A 17,857-nucleotide genomic window follows, 5' to 3' on the forward strand; every position below is an offset into this window, starting at 1 on the left:
GTGAATGCGATCAACCCTGCCGAGAGATTCCAGGCCGGTGCGCGCGAGCGCCTGCTGTCGAGCGACCGGCTCGGCTGGTCGGGCTTCGGCGCCGAGCTGGTGGGCATCGGCGCGGGCGTGCATCGCGTACCGGCGGCGGCCGAGCATCGCGTCGGCATGCATATCGGCGCGCCGGTGACCGCGCATTGCCGCTGCGACGGCCGCCGGTCGTCGCGCATCCAGAGCCAGGGCGACGTCGACGTGATTCCGGCCGGCCTCGACGGCCAATGGGCCGACGATGCAAGCTGCACGATCCTGCGGATCGCCTTCACCGATGAATTCGCGCAACGCACGCTGTCGCGTCTCGATCGACGCGGCGCCGTCGCGCGGATCACGCCGCGTTTTCAGTGGCGCGATCCGCGTTTCCAGCATCTCGCCTGGGCCTTGCGCGCGGAACTCGAAGCGCCGTTTGCATCCGACGCGCTTTATGCGGAAAGCCTGGGCGTGGCGATGATCATCCGGCTCGCGGATGGAGATGAGGACTCAGCTTCGCGATCGACCAAGCCGGCCTTGAGTCGAAGCGCGGCGATGCGCGTGGTCGACTATATCGATGCGCATCTCGACCGGAGCCTGACGCTCGCCGAGCTGGCCGAGGTCGCGGGGCTCAGCGTGCCGCATTTCAAGTTGCTGTTCCGGCGGACCTTCGGGACACCGGTGCATCAGTTTGTGGTGGAGAAGCGCGTCGAACGCGCGAAGCGGCTGCTCCTGCAGGGTGGACTGCCGGTCAGCCAGGTCGCGCTCGATTGCGGCTTCGCGCATGCGAGCCATATGGCGCACTGGATGAAGCGCATGCTGGGGGTGACGCCGAGGGAGGTAGAACAAAGCGAGCGGAGGAAATAACACCGCGGCACCGATACCGTGGCTTCGCTGCAACTCGTGCACTCCGTCCCGCATCCCGGTAGTTACCCCATGACATGCAAGAATCATAATGCCGTTATGATTCTTGCATGAACACCGTAAACCGAACACCCGCCCGGCAACCGCACAAGGCGCTGGCGAGATATCTGTCGCTCGACGACTTCGAGCTTGCAGCAAAGCGGCATCTCCCCCGCCCCATATTTGGCTATATCGCCGGCGCCGCCGAGCGCAACGCATCGCTCGACGACAACCAACGCGTGTATGCCGAGTACCGGTTCATCACGCGCGTGTTGCGCGACGTATCCAAGCGCTCACAGTCGACGACACTGTTCGGCCATACCTGGTCGGCGCCGTTCGGCATCGCGCCGATGGGCATCTCGGCGCTGTCCGCCTACCGCGGCGATCTCGTCCTGGCGCAGGCAGCCCGACGCGCCGATATCCCGATGATCATGAGCGGCTCGTCGCTGATTCCCCTGGAAACGGTGGCACGCGCCGCGCCACGGACCTGGTTCCAGGCCTATCTGCCTGGAGAAGCCGACAAGATCCATGCCCTCGTGGAGCGAGTCGAGCGCGCAGGCTACGAAACGCTGGTATTGACGGTCGATACCGCCGTGCTCGCGAATCGCGAGAACAACGTCCGCGCCGGGTTCTCGACACCGCTCAAGCCGAGCCTGCGTCTTGCCATGGAGGGCATCACGCACCCGCGCTGGTTGTTCGGCACGGCGCTGAAAACGCTGGTCAGGCACGGCATGCCGCATTTCGAAAATTCCTATGCCACGCGCGGCGCTCCGATCTTCTCGCGCCGTGTGGCACGCGATTTCGGTGCGAAAGATCATCTGAACTGGGAGCATGTCGAGCAGATTCGACGGCAGTGGAAAGGCAGACTGATCATCAAGGGGCTGCTTGCCGCCGACGATGCGAGCATGGCGAGCGATCGCGGCGTGGACGGCGTCATCGTGTCGAACCACGGCGGGCGCCAACTCGACGGGGCCGTGGCGCCGCTGCGGGTGCTGCCGGAAATCGCGGCGGCGGTCAGGGGACGCATTCCGGTCATGATCGACGGCGGCATCCGGCGCGGCACCGACGTGCTGAAGGCGCTCGCGCTGGGTGCCGATTTCGTATTCGTCGGACGCCCCTTCAACTACGCGGCGGCGGTCGCCGGAGAACCCGGCGTCGATCACGCCATTGCCATACTTCGCGCCGAAGTGCAGCGCAACCTCGGGCTGCTCGGCCTCAACGCCCTCGATGAGCTCGGTCCGCACATGTTGTTGAAAGAAAGCGCCACAGATCATGGACCTCTCGCATGAAACACGAAGACGAACCCGTTGATCGTTCGGTAGCCGCCGTCGACCGGACGCTGCTGCTGCTCGAAGCCTTCCTGGGCCAACCCGGCACGCGCTCGCTCGGCGAGCTCGAAGCGCGAACCGGTCTGTTCAAGAGCGTGATCCTGCGCTACATGCTGTCGCTGGAGGCCAGGGGCTTCGTCCACAAAGAGGCGAGCGGCGCCTACCGACTCGGCATCAAGGCATCGCAGCTCGGCAAGGCATTCGATGGCGGCATCGATCTGGTCGACACGCTGGCGCCCATCGTCGATCGGCTGATGCGAAAGACCGGACATAGCGCGTCGGTCTACGTACGCGACGGCGACTCGCGTGTGTGCCTCGTACGCGCCGAGCCCGATCGCGTCGTGCGCGTCGCGATCCGGGCAGGCACCCGGCGCCCGATCGACAAAACCGCCTCGGGGCAGACATTCAAGCGCTTCGGCACACTCACGGCCGCGGCGCTGGGAGAGAACGGCCTGGACAACGTGAGCGTATCGGCAGGCGTCGGCGACCCGCTGCTGGCCTCGATGTCGATGCCGCTGTTCGGCGCCGGCAATGGCTTCGTGGGCGTGCTCACGCTGTCGGGCGTGATCGGCGATTTCGATGTGGACGATCGTGGATTGCGATCGACGCTCCATGCGGAAGCGTCGATCGCCAGTACGCAGTTGGGCGCGGTCGTGCCGAGGACGAAACCCGCGCCGCGCCGCCGGCCCGCATCGAAGTGAACTCAGCCGCGAGCGTACATCTGCTCGCAGAAGGCCAGGCTCGCACCGAGCTTCCTGGACAGATCCGATGCCGCGCGCAATTGCGGCTCGATCAGTTCGCCGGTTTCGTGCGCCGCGTTCAGACGCGACGCGGGACCGGACAAGGTGAGCGCCGCCATGAAGCGATCGCCGGCACCGAACACGGGCGTCGCGAACGCGGCGGTGTGCGTATCGCGAGCGCCTGATGTGAACCACGGAAACGACGGCAGCGTGTCGTAGATCGGCTCGCCGACGCCCCAGAAGCGGATCACATGGCTGATCGCGGTGTCGTCCAGCGGCAATGCCGTGCCCGGAAGCCGGGTTTCACGCAGCCCCTCGGAGGGTTCGGCACGAAAAAGACAAAGCCGTTGCCCGTTGTCGAGCACATAGTAGGACGCGCTTTCGCGTGTCTGCGCCGCAAGCGCGTGCAACGCCGGTTCGACGATCGTCGAAAGATGGAACGATTGCTCGTAGAGCTTGCCCAGGTACAGCAGTCGGGCGCCGAGGGCATACTCGCCCGACTCGGCTCGTACCACGTAACCCATTCGTTCCAATGAATTCATCAACCGGTACACGGTTGTCTTGTGCATGCCCGAGGCCTGCGCAAGCGCGGCCAGCGCGAGCTTTTCCTTCCCCGGCCTGAAACAGTCGAGCAGCGACAGCGCTTTCTCGACCGCGGCAACTCCATCGTTTCCCATTGCTCCGAACTCCCCGATCACGGCGACCCGAAATTGTACATCGTACAACGCCGTTTCGTGCAGTAAAGGGGTAAACCTGAATGGCTCGCCTTGAATCATCGACGTTATAGTCATTTCACTCTGTACACATATGTTGTACATCGTACAACGCCTTAGCAAAGGATTCTTCATGAGCGCGCTTCCCACCGGACACACTTCCATCAACCGCCACATCGAACGCGTGTCGCCCGAGCTCGTGGCCGCGGCCGGCAAGTTTCAGGCAGCGATCCTGGCCGACGTCGCCGGCCGTCGCGGCACGATCAATGGCCGGGTCAAGGCAATGTCGCCGACGATGAAGGTGGCGGGGCCGGCCATCACGGTCGAGGTGCGTCCCGGCGACAATCTCGCGATCCATGCCGCGCTCGCGGTCGCCCAGCCCGGCGACGTCATCGTGGTCGATGGCAAGGGCGACCAGAGTTGCGCCCTGATTGGCGAAATCATGGCGTCGCAGGCAAAGGCGAGTGGCCTGGCGGGCTTCGTCATCGACGCCGCGGTGCGTGATTCGCACGAACTGGCGACGTGGGACTTTCCGGTGTTCTCGGTCGGCACGAACCCCTGCGGCCCGACCAAAAGCGTTGCCGGCCGCCTCAATTTCCCGATCTCGGTCGGAGGCGCCGCGGTCAACCCGGGCGATCTGATCGTCGGCGACGCGGACGGCGTAGTCGTGATTCCGCGCGACGACGTCGCCCGCATCGTCGATCTCGCCGCGAAAAAGCTGGCAAGCGAAACCGCCCGCCTCGCCGGCATCGCGAAGGGTGAACTGCGCCCGACGTGGATCGAGAAGGAACTGCGCGCCGCGGGCATGCTGGCGGAAGGAGAGGCGCTGTAATGCAAGCCGTCGTGAACAAACCCGTGGTCCTGGTCACCGCCGCCGATCTCGCGCCCGAGGCGCTCGACATGCTGTCGCCCTTCGAGGTGGTGTTTGCCGGCAAGCAGCCGACCGAAGACGACATCGTCGCGCTCTGCACACGTCATGATCCGGTCGCGATCATCGTTCGCTACGGCAAGGTCAATGCGCGGATCATGGACGCCGCCGGCAGTCTCCAGGTGATCTCGAAGCATGGCAGCGGCATCGACGTGATCGACCAGCCAGCGGCGGCCGAGCGCGGCATCGCGGTTCGCGCCGCGACGGGTGCCAATGCCGCGGCGGTCGCGGAACATGCCTGGGCGCTGATCCTCGCATGCGCGAAAGCGGTACCGCAGCTCGATGCGCGGATGCGCTCGGGTCATTGGGACAAGTCGATCCACAAGTCGATCGAATTGAACGACCGCACACTCGGCCTCGTCGGGCTTGGCGCCATCGGGCGCCGCGTGGCGGCGGCGGGCATCGCGTTCGGCATGAAGGTCCTTGCCTTCGATCCCTATGCCAAGGAAGCCCCGGCCGGCGTGACGCTCGTCGCGCTCGACGAGCTCTACGCCGCATCGGATGTCGTATCCCTGCACTGCCCGCTCACCGACGACAATCGCAAGATGCTCGATGCGGCGGCATTCGCGCGTTTCAAGCAAGGGGCGATTCTGGTCAACACGGCGCGCGGCGGCCTGATCGACGAAGCGGCACTCGTCGATGCGCTCGCAAGCGGCCGGCTGCGAGCGGCGGGGCTCGACAGCTTCGCGATCGAACCGAAGCCGCATCCCCATCCGTTCGACGACATCGCGAACCTGATCCTGTCGCCTCACATCGGCGGCGTCAGCGACGCGGCGTATGTGAACATGGGCACGGCCGCGGCAGCCAACGTGATCGCCGTGCTGGAAGCTCACGCGGGCAAGGCCGCCTGACCTACGCGAGGAAACGAGCATGTTTTTCCTGAACGCGTCCGAAGTGCGCGAAACCGAAGTCTTCACGCGAATGCCCGATGCGTTCCGCAAGCCCGAGGTACAAACCGACTGGGCACGCGCCAATCGCGGCGGACTGCCCACCGACTCGTTCCTCGAAGGCCCGGTGTGGGACCCGGCGGGCCATCTGTTCGTGACCGACATCCCGCACGGCCGCATCTTCCGCATCTCGGCCAACGGCGAGTGGGAACTGGTCGTGCAATACGAGGGCGAGCCCAACGGCATGAAGCGCTACGACGACGCGCATCTGCTGATCACCGACTATCGCAACGGCCTGATGCTGCTCGATATCGAGCGCGGCGCGGTGCGGCCGTTTCTCGAGCGCCGCAATTCCGAGCGCTTTCGCGGCGTCAACGACCTCAGCTTCGACTCGCGCGGCAACCTGTATTTCACGGACCAGGGGCAATCGGGCCTGCATGATCCGACCGGGCGCGTCTATCGCCTCTCGCCGGACGGCAAGCTCGACATGCTGCTCGGCAATTGTCCGAGCCCGAACGGCCTGGTGCTGTCGCCCGACGAGAAGGTGCTGTTCGTGGGCATGACGCGCGGCAACAGCGTGTGGCGCGTACCGCTGCAAGCGGATGGATCGGTGAGCAAGGTCGGCCAGTTCTTCACCTCGTACGGGCCGAGCGGCCCCGACGGACTGACGGTCGACAACGACGGGCGGATTCTCGTGGCCAATCCCGGGCTCGGATATGTCTGGGTGCTGAATCATCGTGGCGAGCCGGTCGAGGTCCTGACCAATTCCGCAGGCACGTCGCTGACCAACCTGTGTTTCGGCGGCGAGGACATGAAGACGCTCTACATGACCGAATCCGTGTCGGGCACCGTGCTCAAAACGCGGATGAAAACCGCCGGGCCGCTGCCACACCGCGCCAGGCAATAGACAACGGCAGGCAGGAAAGCCGCGAATTCCGCGGCGCTTCCCGACCGTCATCGACACACCGCGCCGCAGAGCGCGGCGGAGGAGCAAACATGGAAAGCAATCCGGCGCTGCGCGCCGATCCGCAAGCACATCACACCCAGGGCAGCAGAGACGCACGCGAATCGACCGCGTCGTCGGCTCGCGCCATGTCCGAGGACGATTACGCGGCCAGCGAACGCACGCTCGCGAAAGCGTTCCGACGCATCCTGCCGTTCATCTTCGCGTGCTACGTCGTGAGCTATCTCGATCGCACGAACGTCGGCTTTGCCGCGCTGACGATGAACCAGGACCTCGGCCTGAGCGCCGAGCAATTCGGGCTCGGTGCCGGCCTGTTCTTCATCGGCTATTTCCTCTTCGAGATCCCGAGCAACCTGATCATGCAAAAGGTCGGCGCTCGCATCTGGATCGCGCGGATCATGATCACATGGGGGCTGTTCTCGATGGCGACCGCCTTCGTGGTCGGTCCCAAGAGCTTCGCCGCGGCGCGCTTTCTGCTCGGCCTCGCCGAGGCCGGCTTCACGCCGGGCATCTACCTGTATTTCACCCACTGGTTTCCAGGGAAGTGGCGAGCGAAGGTGACCGCCGCGTTCCTGGTCGGCATTCCGGTTGCCAACATGATCGGCTCGCCGATCTCGGGCGCGCTGTTGCAACTCGGCGGCGCGCACGGCCTGCGCAGCTGGCAATGGCTGCTGATGATCGAAGGCCTGCCGGCGGTGCTGCTCGGTATCGCATGCCTGTTCATGCTGTCCGACCGGCCGGCGAAGGCGTCCTGGCTCAGCGACGACGAAAAGCGTTCGCTGGAAAAACGCCTGGCGCTGGAACAAGGCGATATCGGCGCCAAGCATGGCAACAAGCTGAAGGACGCACTGACCAACTGGCGGGTTTTCGTGCTCGCGCTGATTAACTTTTGCGGAATCGTCGGATCGGTCGGCGTCGGCATGTGGATGCCGCAGATCATCAAGCAGTTCGGCGTCAGCCATACGACGGTGGGCTGGCTGACCGCGATTCCCTATGCGGTCGGCGCCGTGGTGATGCTGCTGTGGGCGAGGCTCGCGCGCCGTTCGACGAACTGCATTCCCTATGTGGCCGGCGCGCTGGTGGTCGCGGCGCTGGCGTTGTGCCTGTCCGGTTTCACCGACGTGCCCGCGCTCAAGCTGGCCGCGTTGTGCTTCACGGTGAGCGGCATCCTCGCATTCCAGGCGACCTATTGGGCGATCCCGTCCGGCTTCCTGACCGGTCGTGCCGCCGCGGGCGGCCTCGCCTTGATCGTGTCGGTCGGCAATCTAGGCGGCTTCGTGGGGCCGTCGATGATCGGCGCGCTCAAGCAGATGTCCGGCGGCTTCACGTGGCCCCTGATCGCGATCGCGGCGATCATGCTGGCCGGCGCATTGATCACCGCGTGGCTCGGGGATCCGGGCGCCAACGCGGGCGAATCCACCGATGCACCCGAACCGGCCTCGTCCGGCAGGTAAGCAGGCTTTCAAGCAGCACCATTCCTATAAGTCAATGAATCGTGTTTGGAGACACCATGCCGTTGAAAATTCGTAATACTAAAAAAATATTCCCTCGCACGGCTCTGCTCGCCGCCACCAGCGCAAGCCTGATGGCCGGGTCCGCGCATGCGCAGAGCAGTGTCACGCTGTACGGCATCGTGGATGCCGGGATCGAACATATCAACAACACGCCGACCGGTGGCAGCCTGACCCGCGAGGCATCGGGCAATCTGTCGGGCTCGCGCTGGGGGCTGCGCGGCGTCGAAGACCTCGGAAACGGCATGAAGGCGATCTTCAATCTCGAGGACGGCTTCAACATCAACGACGGCACGACTTCACAGAGCACCAAGGGACTCGGCACGAACGCGGCCACCACGCAACGGCTGTTCGGGCGCCAGGCGTGGGTCGGACTCCGCTATTCGGGCCAGCAGTTGAGCCTCGGCCGTCAAAACGCACTGCTCTACGATGTCTCGGTGCCGTTCGATCCGATGGGCGCATCGTCGCGCTATTCGATCCTGTCCGTCGACTACGCCATGGCCGCGCGAATCGACAACTCGATAAAGTACGTCGGCACCTTCGGCCCCGTCACCGTGGCCGCCATGTACAGCACGCGCTACGACGCCGGTTATGGCAGCGAGGTGCCTGGCGCGCAACTCACGGGACGTTTCTTCAGTGGCGAGCTGACCTACGCGAGCGGGCCATTCGCCGCGACCGCCGTCTACGAGCAGCGCAACAGCAATACGGTCGCGACCAACACGGCCAGCGAGCGGCGCGCCTATGCAGCCGCGACCTATACGTTCGGCCAGATCAAGGGCTTCGCCGGGTATCGCTGGCTGCGAGACAGCAACGCGTTTCAACCCGTCAACCCGATCGTCGTGCAAGGCGGCCAGGCCAGCACCGCGAACCTGTACTACGCAGGCCTGCAGTACTACGTGACGCCCGCGTTCCAGTTGACCGCGTCCGGCTACTATCAGGACGTGCACGGCACCAACGCCGATCCATGGCTCGCTGTCCTGATGGCGGACTACGCCTTGTCCAAGCGCACCGACCTGTATGCGGTCGCTGGCTACGCCCGCAACAAGGGCAACTCCGCGCTCGGCGTGAACGGCTACGGCACGGTAGCTCCCGGCTACAACCAGACCGGGATCACGATCGGCATGCGCTCGAAGTTCTGACGCGGAGCCCATCATGCAGATCGTCCACGCCCCGCATCTGCCGATCCGAGCCGACTGGCTCGCATCGCGCGAAGAAGCGATCCTCGAACCCGACCTGCCTATCGTCGACGCCCATCACCATCTATGGGACAGGCAGTCGGGCCGCTACCTCGCCCACGAATTCCGCGACGATCTCGCCAGCGGACATCGAATCGTCTCGACCGTGTATGTTCAGTGCCGATCGATGCTGCGAGCGACGGGGCCTGAAGCGCTGAAACCTGTCGGCGAGGTCGAGTTCGCCACGGGCGTGGCCGCGATGTTCGCCAGCGGCGCATACGGGACAACGCAGGCATGCGACGCCATCGTCGGTGGAGCGGACCTCACGCTTGCCTCGGAGGTGGCGGCGGTGCTCGAGACGATGCTCGAGGTATCCGGCGGACGGCTGCGCGGGATCCGCAATCCCCTCGCGTGGCACGAGGATCCGACGGTCAGCTCGAGCCCGGTGACGCCGCCGCGCGACCGCATGGCGAATCCGGCTTTCGTACGCGGCGTGCAGGCGCTCGGACGCTACGGACTAACGCTCGATGCCTGGGTCTATCACACGCAGCTCGACGCCTTGTTCGAACTGGCGAAGGCCGCCCCGGCGGTGACGATCGTCATCGATCATTTCGGCGGCCCGCTCGGCGTCGGATCTCACGCCCGGCAGCCGGACGAAACCCATCGCGCCTGGGCACAGGCCCTGCGAAAGCTCGCGTCGCTGCCGAATACGCGGATAAAACTCGGTGGCGCCGGCATGCCCGTCTTCGGCTTCGATTTCGCGGCACAGACGTGCGCTCCGTCATCGGAAACGCTCGCGACTGCCTGGCGTCCCTATTTCGACACCTGCATCGAACTGTTCGGCGTCGAGCGCTGCATGTTCGAAAGCAACTTCCCGGTCGACAAGGGCATGTTCAGCTACCACGTAGTGTGGAACGCGTTCAAGCGACTGGCACACACCATGTCTGCCGCCGAGAAGGCAGCGCTTTTCAGCGGCACGGCCGCATCGACGTACCGCCTGCAAATTCCGGGAGACAAACCATGAAGACAGGCGCAACCCTGCCGTCGAAAGTCACCATCGAACGTGAGAACGACGGCACCCGCTATCGCGACATCACGCGTGCCGAGCGCCGCTCGCTGACGCTGGCTGGCCTCGGCTGGACCTTCGAAAGCTACGACTCGTTCCTGCTGTCGCTGCTGCTGCCGACGCTCGCCTTGCAATTCGGCTTGAGCAAGGCGCAACTCGGCCTCTTCACCAGCATCACGGCCGCCGGCCAGATACTGGGCGGCATCCTGTTCGGCTATGTGTCCGACCGGATCGGGCGCGTACGCACCGCGCTGCTGTGTATCGGCATCTATTCCCTGTTTTCCGGCTTGCTCGCATTGGCGCCCAACGAGCAGACGTTCGCCGCGCTGCGCTTTTGCGGCGCGCTCGGCATGGGCGGCACCTGGACCGCGGGTGCCGCGCTGATCGCGGAAACCTGGCATGCCAATCGTCGCGGCAAAGGCGGCGCGCTGATGCAGATGGGCCTGCCGATCGGCGCGATCCTCGCGATCACGATCGCGGGCATCGTCAGCGATATGAATGGCGGGCTGGGGGGCCATGGCTGGCGCCTGCTGTTCCTGATCGGTGCGCTGCCGTTCTTCCTGTTGTTCTGGGTCGCACGCAAGACGCCCGAATCGCCGATCTGGCTCAAGCGCCACGAGCAGGCGAAGCGCACCTCGGCAAAGCTCGCCGACTCTCGCGACGGCGTGCTGAACGTGCGTGGCCTCGTGACGGCATTCCTGTTCATCTTCTTCCTGCAATACCTGTATTGGGGTGTATTCACCTGGACGCCGACGTTTCTCGTCGCGGTCAAGCACCTCGATTTCGTGCATAGCCTGAAGTTCGTGCTGTCGCTGCAGTTCGGTGCCATCACCGGGTTCCTGCTGTTTTCGGCCCTGGTCGACCGGCTCGGGCGACGCCCGATGTTCATCGCATACCTGCTGGTCGGCGCAGCCGCGGTGTTCGTCTACATCCTGTCGGCCAACACCTTGCTGCTGATGGTGGCGATATTCTTCACGGGCTTCAGCGTCAACGGCATCTTCGCGGGCGCCGGGCCATTCCTGGCGGAAATCATCGGCGATACCGCCTCGCGCGGCTTCCTCATGGGCCTGGCGTACAACGGCGGCCGGCTGGGCGGCTTCATCGCGCCCTTGATCATCGGTGCGCTGGCCTCGACATCCGGCGGCTTCGTGCTCGGCCTTTCCACGACGATCTTCGCGTTCATCGCCGCTGCGATCGTGGTGCTTTTCGCGCCGGAAACGCGCGGGAAAGCGCTTTCATGACGGCAAGCCTGACCAACCGACTCTTTCCGGCACTCGCGGAGGCCTCGCTGCGGCGCTACCTGAGCGGGCAGATTGCATCGGTACTCGGCAGTTGGACACAGAACGTCACGCTCAATCTGCTCGTCTATCACCTGTCGGGTTCCGCCGCGATCCTCGCGCTGCTCAATTTCCTGCTCTACGGCCCCCAGTTGATCGTGGCGCCCGTGGCAGGATCGCGGATCCGGTCGGAAAACGCGCGGCGCGTCACGCTGTGCGTACTGATGACCTCGCTCGTGCTGACCGCAAGCCTGTTCGTGCTGTCGTTCGCCGGCATGCTCGGTGTCAAGCTGATTCTCGCGCATGCGCTCGCGATCGGCATTTCCAGCGCGATCGAGGTGCCGGCGCGCCAGGTGCTGCTGCTGTCGAGCCTGCGCGACGCCAGTCTCACGTCGAATGCCGTCGCGATGAACACGATGGTCTACAACGTCGGCCGCATGGTCGGCCCCACCATCGCCGGCTTCGTCTACCCCGCCTTCGGCGAGCGCATGTCGTTCGCGATCTACATGGCGGCGCTGGGCTTCATGGCAGCCTGCGTCCGCTCGATCCGATTGAGCTCGGACGTGCCGGCGAAGCAGGCCAGCGGCCTGCGCGACGCGGTCGATTACGTGATGGCGGACGCATTTTCCGCGCGCTACCTGCCGATCCTCGCCTGTATCGGGCTGTTCGCGGGCAGCTACCAGACGCTCGTGCCGCTGCTCGCCGATCGCGCCTATCACGATGCCGCGTACTTCACCGGCCTGTTCTTCGCATGCGCGGGAGCGGGCTCGCTATCGGCGGCGGTGCTGCTCTCGTCGGCGCTCGGGCCACGGGCTTCGGCACGTTTCATCGCCTGGTCGCCATGGACTGCAGTCGCGGCGCTGCTCGTCCTGGCCGTGATCACCAACGCCGTCGCATCGGGGCCGGCTTTCTATGCGCTCGGATTCAGCCTCACCTTTGCCGCGACCTCGACCAACGCCACCATCCAGCGCCGCTGCCCCGAGCACGTGCGAGGCGGGCTCGTCGGCATGTACGGCATGGCCTACAACGGCACGATGCCGTTCGGCTATTTGTTGGTCGGCACCGCGTCGGAGGCGCTGGGCGTGCGCAATACCTTCTGCGCGATGGCCGCGGTGCTGGGCGCCGGCGTGCTGTCGATCACGCTGCTGCAAACATTCAGAAAACAGCGCTCCGGCGCTTGAGAACACAGGAGACAGGACATGGAAGTGGAATTGACGGACGACGCGTTGCTCGAGCGTCAAACGATGCGCAAGGTGATCTGGCGATTGCTGCCGTTCCTGATGATCTGCTACCTGATGGCGTTCATCGATCGCGGCAACGTCGGCATGGCATCGCTCCAGATGAATCACGACCTCGGCATGTCGGCCAAGGCATTCGGCTTTGGCGCAAGCCTCTTTTTCGTTTCGTATTTCATCTGCGAAGTGCCGAGCAATCTTGCACTCGAAAAGTACGGCGCACGACGCTGGCTCGCGCGGATCATGATCACCTGGGGCATCGTATCGGCGTCGACGGCCTTGGTGCAGAACGCCACGACCTTCTACATCCTGCGTTTCATGCTCGGCGCGGCGGAAGCGGGTTTCGCGCCGGGCGTGCTGCTGTACCTGTCCTACTGGGTGCCGAAGAAATATCGCGCCCGCGCCGTCGCGACGTTCATGGTATCGATCCCCGCCGCGAGCTTCATCGGCTCCCCGATCTCCGCGCTGCTGCTGCAGATGGACGGCATCGCCGGTTTGCGCGGCTGGCATTGGCTGTTCGTGATCGAGGGGCTGCCGACCGTCCTGCTGGGCCTCGCCTGCCTGTTCATGCTCACCGACAAGCCTGCCGAAGCGACCTGGCTTAGCAAGGAGGAGCGCCGCTGGCTGCTCGGCGCGCTCGCTTCGGAACACAAGGCACCGAAAAAAATCGCGGCGATGCCCATCACCCGTCTGTTCCGCAATCGCTATGTGTTGTGCCTCGCACTCGTCGACACCTGCGCGTCGGCGGCGGGCAGTACCTTGTCGGTATGGCAACCGCAGTTGCTGAAATCGTATGGACTCACCGTGTTGCAGACCGGTCTGCTCAACGCGATTCCCTACGCGCTCGCTTCCGTGCTGATGATCTACTGGGGACGCCGCTCGGATCGACTCGCCGAACATCGCTGGCATACCGTCGTGCCGATGCTGCTGATCGGCCTCGGCCTGTTCGCGACCTCGTTCACCGGCTCGCTCGCGCCGACCGTTCTCATGCTGTGCGCCGTGCTGGTTGGCGCCTATGCATTCAAGGGACCATTCTGGACACTCGCCACCGACATGCTGTCGAACAGCACGGTGGCCGCCGGCCTCGCCACGGTCAATGCCATCGCGAATCTGCTGGGCGGTGGCCTGATGGTGAACGTATATGGCTGGGTGAAGCAGGCAACCGGCAGCTACTCGCTCGCGCTGATGCCGCTGGCGATCCTCACGCTCGTCAGCGTGGCGACGCTGCTGCTGCTCACGCGCAACGGCCCCACCGGACGAGCACCGGTGCTCGACAACAACGCGGAGGCAATCTGACGATGTCGCGAATGAATCGACGTGAATTCATGTGTGGAGCGAGTAGCTTGCTGGCGGCAGCCGCCCTGCCCTCGCTTGCCCATGCACAGCAGGACTGGACGAGCGGAAGCAAGCCACCGGCATTCATGCTGCCCGCGGGGGCGATCGACTGCCATATGCATATCTACGACGATCGCTTTCCGGCGGCGCCCGGCACGACGCTGCGTCCGCCGAACGCGTCCGTCGAGCAATATCGCCATGTGCAGAAACGCCTGGGCGTGCAGCGCAACGTCGTCGTCACGCCATCGACTTACGGCACCGACAATCGTGTGACGCTCGACGCGATAGCGCAGTTCGGAAAGAACGCACGCGGTGTCGCCGTCATCGACACATCGATCACCGACGATGCATTGCGCACGCTGGACGCGGGCGGCATTCGCGCGATCCGCTTTAATCTGAGCTATCCAGGCGCGACCACGCTCGACATGCTCGCGCCACTCGCCAAGCGCATCACACCGCTGGGCTGGCATATCGAGCTGGTGATCCAGGGCAAGCGTCTTCCGGAAATCGAATCTCATTTGACGGCCCTGCCGTGCCCGCTCGTACTCGATCACATCGCGCATGTTCCGCAGCCGGATGGCATGGCATCGGAGGGCTTTCGCGTGGCGCGGAGGCTGGTCGACAAGGGCAATACATGGATTACGCTGTCCGGGCCGTACGTCGATACGAAAAGCGGAGCGCCCTTGTTCGGCGATGTCGCGGCCGTGGCGAAGGCTTTTATCGATATGGCGCCGGAACGCATGTTGTGGGGCACCGACTGGCCGCATCCGACCGAGAAAGGCACAAAACCCGACGATGCGAACCTGGTCGATGTCATCGCCGGGTGGCTCGGGCGCGCCGATCGGCAGGAAATGGCGTTCGTGACGAACCCCGAAAAGCTCTATCGCTTCGAGTGAGCCTCGCCATTCACGGCACGACGATATCCCGCTGTCCCCGAAGGCGGAAGCCGAGGCGAGGCGCAGGCGGGCAAGCGTGGGCGACCGGCCATCGGAAGGCGCCGCGGCCGTCACCTGACGGGCATGTCATCTGTTTGAATGCTTGTGCCGGTAGACTTTCCTGCTCCGGGGGCGACCGCGCGTCGGTGGCCCCCCAGCGCGTCGCGGAATATCCGTCCCACGAAACAGGAGAGCCCATGCATGGCGTCCGACATATCTTGTGCGCACTAGCCCTTTCGCTGCCCTTCTGCGGCGCGGCGCAAGCCGACATCATCGATTCGTGGAAGTCGGTTCCGACGCCCCCGCCGCCGGCGCTGAAGTCGGTTTCCGTCACCGATCCCGCTCACACCGCGCTCCTGCTGCTCGATTTCGACGTCAGCACCTGCAACGGGAAGGAGCGTCCCGATTGCGCCGCCTCGCTGCCGGCCGTCGCCAGCCTGCTGGAGAAAGCGCGCCACGCGAACCTGATGACCGTCTATACGCTCACCAGCACCGGCACGCTCGCCGCGGTACCACCGGCCATTGCCGCCAAGGGCGACGAGAAGGTCGTGCAGTCCGGCGTGGACAAATTCCTCAACACCGATCTCGAGGCCGCCCTGAAAGCGAAGGGGATTCAGACCGTGATCATCGCCGGCACGGTGGCGCACGGCGCCGTGCTGTTTACCGCGAGCGAGGCGGCGCTGCGCGGCTTCAAGGTCGTGGTGGCGGTGGACGGCATGTCGAGCAAGGAATCGTTCGGAGAACTCTCGACGGCCTGGGTCCTGGCCAATGCGCCGGCCAATGTGAGCAAGAACATCACGCTGTCGCGCTCGGGCATGATCGGGTTTCCTCAATGAGCGGCATAAGGCGGAACCCCGAAGCCTGACTCATTCGGCCTGCTGATTATCGGTAAAGAAATCCACCAGGCTCCAGGGCGCCTCGGCGCCAAGGCAGACCTCGGTGAGCATCGGTTCCGCCTGCTCCGCCTCGGCCGCGCTGCGCGGGAACAGCTCCCGTTCATACGCCGCCAGCGCCGCCTCGATATCGTCCGGGCTCGCGGCAATCGCCTGCGCCAGCAGCGCGCCATCGAACATCGCCAGGTTCGCGCCCTCGCCCGAAGGGATCATCAGATGCGCCGCGTCGCCCAGCAGGGTCACGCCCGGCACGCGATTCCAACGATGCGCGCTCGGCAGCGAATACAGCGGCCGTGCCACGGGCGCCGAATCACCTGCCGTGATCAGGGCCGTCAACGCCGGCGCCCAGCCCTCGAATTCGCCGGCAACAGCAGCCCGCGCCGCCGCCGAATCGGAGAAATCGATCGCATCGATCCACTCGCGAGGTTTGTTCAAGGCCACATAGGCATGCAACACCCCCGCCGGTTCGCGATGCGCGAAGATGCCCCGGCCCGGTGCCAGCGCGAACAGCGCGCCGCCGCCCACGGCTTCCGCGCTCGCCGGATGGCGCGCATCGCTATCAAGCAGGTAGGTTTCGACGAAGCTCGTGCCCGTGTACTCCGGCTTCGCGTCCGACAACAACGCCCGCACCCTGGACCACGCGCCGTCGGCACCCACCAGCAGGTCACAGCTCGCCTCCGTGCCGTTGACGAAGCGCATCCGATGCCGGCCGCCGCCAATCGACGCCACCTCGCTCAGCTTGTGCCCCCATCTCACCGCGCCTTCCGGCAACGACTCCAGCAGGATCCGTCGCAACTCGCCGCGCAGCACTTCCGGGCGCCCGCCCGTGCCGTCATCGGCTTGTTCGTACAGCAGCACGCCATCCTTGTCGAACACGCGCGAGGCCTGCCCGCCGGGATGGATCAGCGCCGCAAAGGCCTCATATAGCCCCGCCGCACGAAGCGCGACCTGCCCGTTGTGCTCGTGGATATCGAGCATGCCGCCCTGCTTGCGCGCCTCGGCCGATACATCGGCCTCGTAAACCGTCGCGGCGATGCCGTGGACATGCAGCACCCGCGCCAGCACCAGGCCGCCCAGCCCCGCCCCGATGATTGCGATGGAAGTCGTCATCCTGACCCTCGTTGATTCGCGACAACAGGTTCATCATGAACCGTCGCATGGAACATCATTCCATGGCAATATTGGAACAACATTCCATAGAGGTCAAGATCCGGCATGGCCACCCAGTCACGCAGCCCGCAGCGACGCGAATCCTCGCTGTCGCGAGAACAGATCATCGAGGCGTCGATCGAGATCCTCGACAACGCCGGGGAAAGCGGCCTGACCTTCCGCGCGCTGTCGCAGCGCCTGGCCACCGGGCCAGGCGCGATCTACTGGCACGTCGACAACAAGCACGACCTGCTGAGCGCCGCCTGCGATGCCATCCTGGCCGGCGCGATGGCGCCGCCCTCGCGCCGCGTCTCGCCGAAAACGGCGATCCGTGCGCTCGCGCTGAGCCTGTTCGACACGATCGACGCGCATCCTTGGATCGGCTCCGCGCTCAACCGCGTGCCGGGCCAGTTGCCGATGGTTCGCATGCTGGAGCGCATCGGCCAGCAGGTTCGAGCGCTGGAGGTGCCCGAACGCGCGCTGTGGAGCACCGTCCATGCGCTGCTGAGCTACATCCTCGGCGTGAGCGCGCAGAACGCGGCGAACGCACGGATCGCGCAGGAGCTGGACGTCGAGCGCGCCAGCTTCCTCGACGAGATCGCCACCGCCTGGTCCGAGCTGGATCCCGAAACCTTCCCCTTCACCCGCAGCCTGGCCAACCAAATGCGCACGCACGACGACCGCGAGGATTTCCTGGCCGGCATCGACCTGATCCTCGCCGGCATCGAGACGAAACGGGCACGCTGAGCCTTTCCCCGAAGCCATGCAAAAAGGCCTGCTCATCGAGCAGGCCTTGGTCCTTGCAT

The 17,857-nt window shown here is 65.0% G+C and carries 17 protein-coding genes; 15 read left to right on the forward strand and 2 right to left on the reverse strand.

Features of this window, described 5'->3' with window-relative positions:
• The 3 genes from BM43_RS12530 (at window position 1) to BM43_RS12540 (ending at window position 2,944) form a co-directional block, all read left to right on the forward strand.
• Entirely contained in the window at window positions 1–879 is an 879-nt protein-coding gene (locus BM43_RS12530; RefSeq protein ID WP_036057105.1) for an AraC family transcriptional regulator, read from the forward strand.
• A 107-nt stretch (window positions 880–986) separates the two neighbouring features.
• The gene (locus BM43_RS12535) at window positions 987–2,204 is read left to right on the forward strand and encodes an alpha-hydroxy acid oxidase (protein ID WP_036055373.1); all 1,218 of its coding nucleotides are present in this window, start codon (window positions 987–989) and stop codon (window positions 2,202–2,204) included.
• Window positions 2,201–2,944, forward strand: coding sequence for an IclR family transcriptional regulator (locus tag BM43_RS12540; protein WP_036055372.1), 744 nt, complete (start codon window positions 2,201–2,203; stop codon window positions 2,942–2,944). Before BM43_RS12535 ends, BM43_RS12540 begins: the two co-directional genes overlap by 4 nt.
• A 2-nt stretch (window positions 2,945–2,946) precedes the next feature.
• Here the strand turns inward: BM43_RS12540 and BM43_RS12545 are convergent, their stop codons facing one another.
• A complete protein-coding gene (locus BM43_RS12545) occupies window positions 2,947–3,660 on the reverse strand; it encodes an IclR family transcriptional regulator (RefSeq protein WP_017918003.1) in 714 nt (237 codons plus the stop codon).
• Between the two features lie 169 nt (window positions 3,661–3,829).
• Between BM43_RS12545 and BM43_RS12550 the strand changes: the two genes are divergently transcribed.
• The 11 genes from BM43_RS12550 to BM43_RS12600 all read left to right on the forward strand — a co-directional run bounded on the left by BM43_RS12550 (window position 3,830) and on the right by BM43_RS12600 (window position 15,845).
• Window positions 3,830–4,528 carry an RraA family protein gene (locus BM43_RS12550; RefSeq protein WP_036055371.1) on the forward strand — a complete coding sequence of 233 codons (699 nt, stop codon included), beginning with the start codon at window positions 3,830–3,832 and terminating at the stop codon, window positions 4,526–4,528.
• Window positions 4,528–5,475, forward strand: a complete 948-nt coding sequence (locus BM43_RS12555; RefSeq protein WP_036055370.1) for a hydroxyacid dehydrogenase — start codon at window positions 4,528–4,530, stop codon at window positions 5,473–5,475. Before BM43_RS12550 ends, BM43_RS12555 begins: the two co-directional genes overlap by 1 nt.
• 19 nt (window positions 5,476–5,494) lie before the next feature.
• Window positions 5,495–6,418: an SMP-30/gluconolactonase/LRE family protein gene (locus tag BM43_RS12560; RefSeq protein ID WP_036055369.1), complete on the forward strand. Its 924-nt coding sequence runs from the start codon at window positions 5,495–5,497 to the stop codon at window positions 6,416–6,418.
• Window positions 6,419–6,507: 89 nt separating this feature from the next.
• On the forward strand, window positions 6,508–7,929 hold the full coding sequence (locus BM43_RS12565) for an MFS transporter (protein WP_036055368.1): 1,422 nt from the start codon (window positions 6,508–6,510) through the stop codon (window positions 7,927–7,929).
• Between the two features lie 56 nt (window positions 7,930–7,985).
• A complete protein-coding gene (locus BM43_RS12570; RefSeq protein ID WP_042285029.1) occupies window positions 7,986–9,125 on the forward strand; it encodes a porin in 1,140 nt (379 codons plus the stop codon).
• Window positions 9,126–9,138: 13 nt separating this feature from the next.
• A complete protein-coding gene (locus BM43_RS12575; protein ID WP_036055367.1) occupies window positions 9,139–10,185 on the forward strand; it encodes an amidohydrolase family protein in 1,047 nt (348 codons plus the stop codon).
• Window positions 10,182–11,468, forward strand: coding sequence for an MFS transporter (locus BM43_RS12580; protein ID WP_036055366.1), 1,287 nt, complete (start codon window positions 10,182–10,184; stop codon window positions 11,466–11,468). The genes BM43_RS12575 and BM43_RS12580 overlap by 4 nt, the downstream gene beginning before the upstream one ends.
• A complete protein-coding gene (locus tag BM43_RS12585; protein ID WP_036055365.1) occupies window positions 11,465–12,685 on the forward strand; it encodes an MFS transporter in 1,221 nt (406 codons plus the stop codon). Before BM43_RS12580 ends, BM43_RS12585 begins: the two co-directional genes overlap by 4 nt.
• 18 nt (window positions 12,686–12,703) lie before the next feature.
• Window positions 12,704–14,035 (forward strand): MFS transporter, encoded by a 1,332-nt coding sequence (locus tag BM43_RS12590; RefSeq protein WP_036055364.1) that lies wholly within the window; start codon window positions 12,704–12,706, stop codon window positions 14,033–14,035.
• A 2-nt stretch (window positions 14,036–14,037) separates the two neighbouring features.
• Entirely contained in the window at window positions 14,038–14,970 is a 933-nt protein-coding gene (locus BM43_RS12595) for an amidohydrolase family protein (protein WP_036055363.1), read from the forward strand.
• Between the two features lie 185 nt (window positions 14,971–15,155).
• Window positions 15,156–15,845: an isochorismatase family protein gene (locus BM43_RS12600; protein WP_144417652.1), complete on the forward strand. Its 690-nt coding sequence runs from the start codon at window positions 15,156–15,158 to the stop codon at window positions 15,843–15,845.
• A 30-nt stretch (window positions 15,846–15,875) separates the two neighbouring features.
• Here BM43_RS12600 and BM43_RS12605 read toward each other — a convergent pair whose 3' ends face one another.
• Window positions 15,876–17,012, reverse strand: coding sequence for an FAD-dependent oxidoreductase (locus BM43_RS12605; RefSeq protein WP_036055362.1), 1,137 nt, complete (start codon window positions 17,010–17,012; stop codon window positions 15,876–15,878).
• Between the two features lie 105 nt (window positions 17,013–17,117).
• Between BM43_RS12605 and BM43_RS12610 the strand changes: the two genes are divergently transcribed.
• On the forward strand, window positions 17,118–17,798 hold the full coding sequence (locus BM43_RS12610; RefSeq protein WP_036055361.1) for a TetR/AcrR family transcriptional regulator: 681 nt from the start codon (window positions 17,118–17,120) through the stop codon (window positions 17,796–17,798).
• The last annotated feature ends 59 nt before the right edge of the window (window positions 17,799–17,857 follow it).

The sequence above is a fragment of the Burkholderia gladioli genome, assembly GCF_000959725.1.
GTDB classification, from domain to species: domain Bacteria; phylum Pseudomonadota; class Gammaproteobacteria; order Burkholderiales; family Burkholderiaceae; genus Burkholderia; species Burkholderia gladioli.

Coding starts and splice junctions, on each gene's coding strand:
- BM43_RS12605 (WP_036055362.1), bottom strand. CDS start 17,012: ATGACGACTTCCATCGCAATCATCGGGGCGGGGCTGGGCGGCCTGGTG.
- BM43_RS12545 (WP_017918003.1), bottom strand. CDS start 3,660: ATGGGAAACGATGGAGTTGCCGCGGTCGAGAAAGCGCTGTCGCTGCTC.
- BM43_RS12535 (WP_036055373.1), top strand. CDS start 987: ATGAACACCGTAAACCGAACACCCGCCCGGCAACCGCACAAGGCGCTG.
- BM43_RS12565 (WP_036055368.1), top strand. CDS start 6,508: ATGGAAAGCAATCCGGCGCTGCGCGCCGATCCGCAAGCACATCACACC.
- BM43_RS12555 (WP_036055370.1), top strand. CDS start 4,528: ATGCAAGCCGTCGTGAACAAACCCGTGGTCCTGGTCACCGCCGCCGAT.
- BM43_RS12560 (WP_036055369.1), top strand. CDS start 5,495: ATGTTTTTCCTGAACGCGTCCGAAGTGCGCGAAACCGAAGTCTTCACG.
- BM43_RS12610 (WP_036055361.1), top strand. CDS start 17,118: ATGGCCACCCAGTCACGCAGCCCGCAGCGACGCGAATCCTCGCTGTCG.
- BM43_RS12540 (WP_036055372.1), top strand. CDS start 2,201: ATGAAACACGAAGACGAACCCGTTGATCGTTCGGTAGCCGCCGTCGAC.
- BM43_RS12580 (WP_036055366.1), top strand. CDS start 10,182: ATGAAGACAGGCGCAACCCTGCCGTCGAAAGTCACCATCGAACGTGAG.
- BM43_RS12575 (WP_036055367.1), top strand. CDS start 9,139: ATGCAGATCGTCCACGCCCCGCATCTGCCGATCCGAGCCGACTGGCTC.
- BM43_RS12570 (WP_042285029.1), top strand. CDS start 7,986: ATGCCGTTGAAAATTCGTAATACTAAAAAAATATTCCCTCGCACGGCT.
- BM43_RS12550 (WP_036055371.1), top strand. CDS start 3,830: ATGAGCGCGCTTCCCACCGGACACACTTCCATCAACCGCCACATCGAA.
- BM43_RS12585 (WP_036055365.1), top strand. CDS start 11,465: ATGACGGCAAGCCTGACCAACCGACTCTTTCCGGCACTCGCGGAGGCC.
- BM43_RS12595 (WP_036055363.1), top strand. CDS start 14,038: ATGTCGCGAATGAATCGACGTGAATTCATGTGTGGAGCGAGTAGCTTG.
- BM43_RS12590 (WP_036055364.1), top strand. CDS start 12,704: ATGGAAGTGGAATTGACGGACGACGCGTTGCTCGAGCGTCAAACGATG.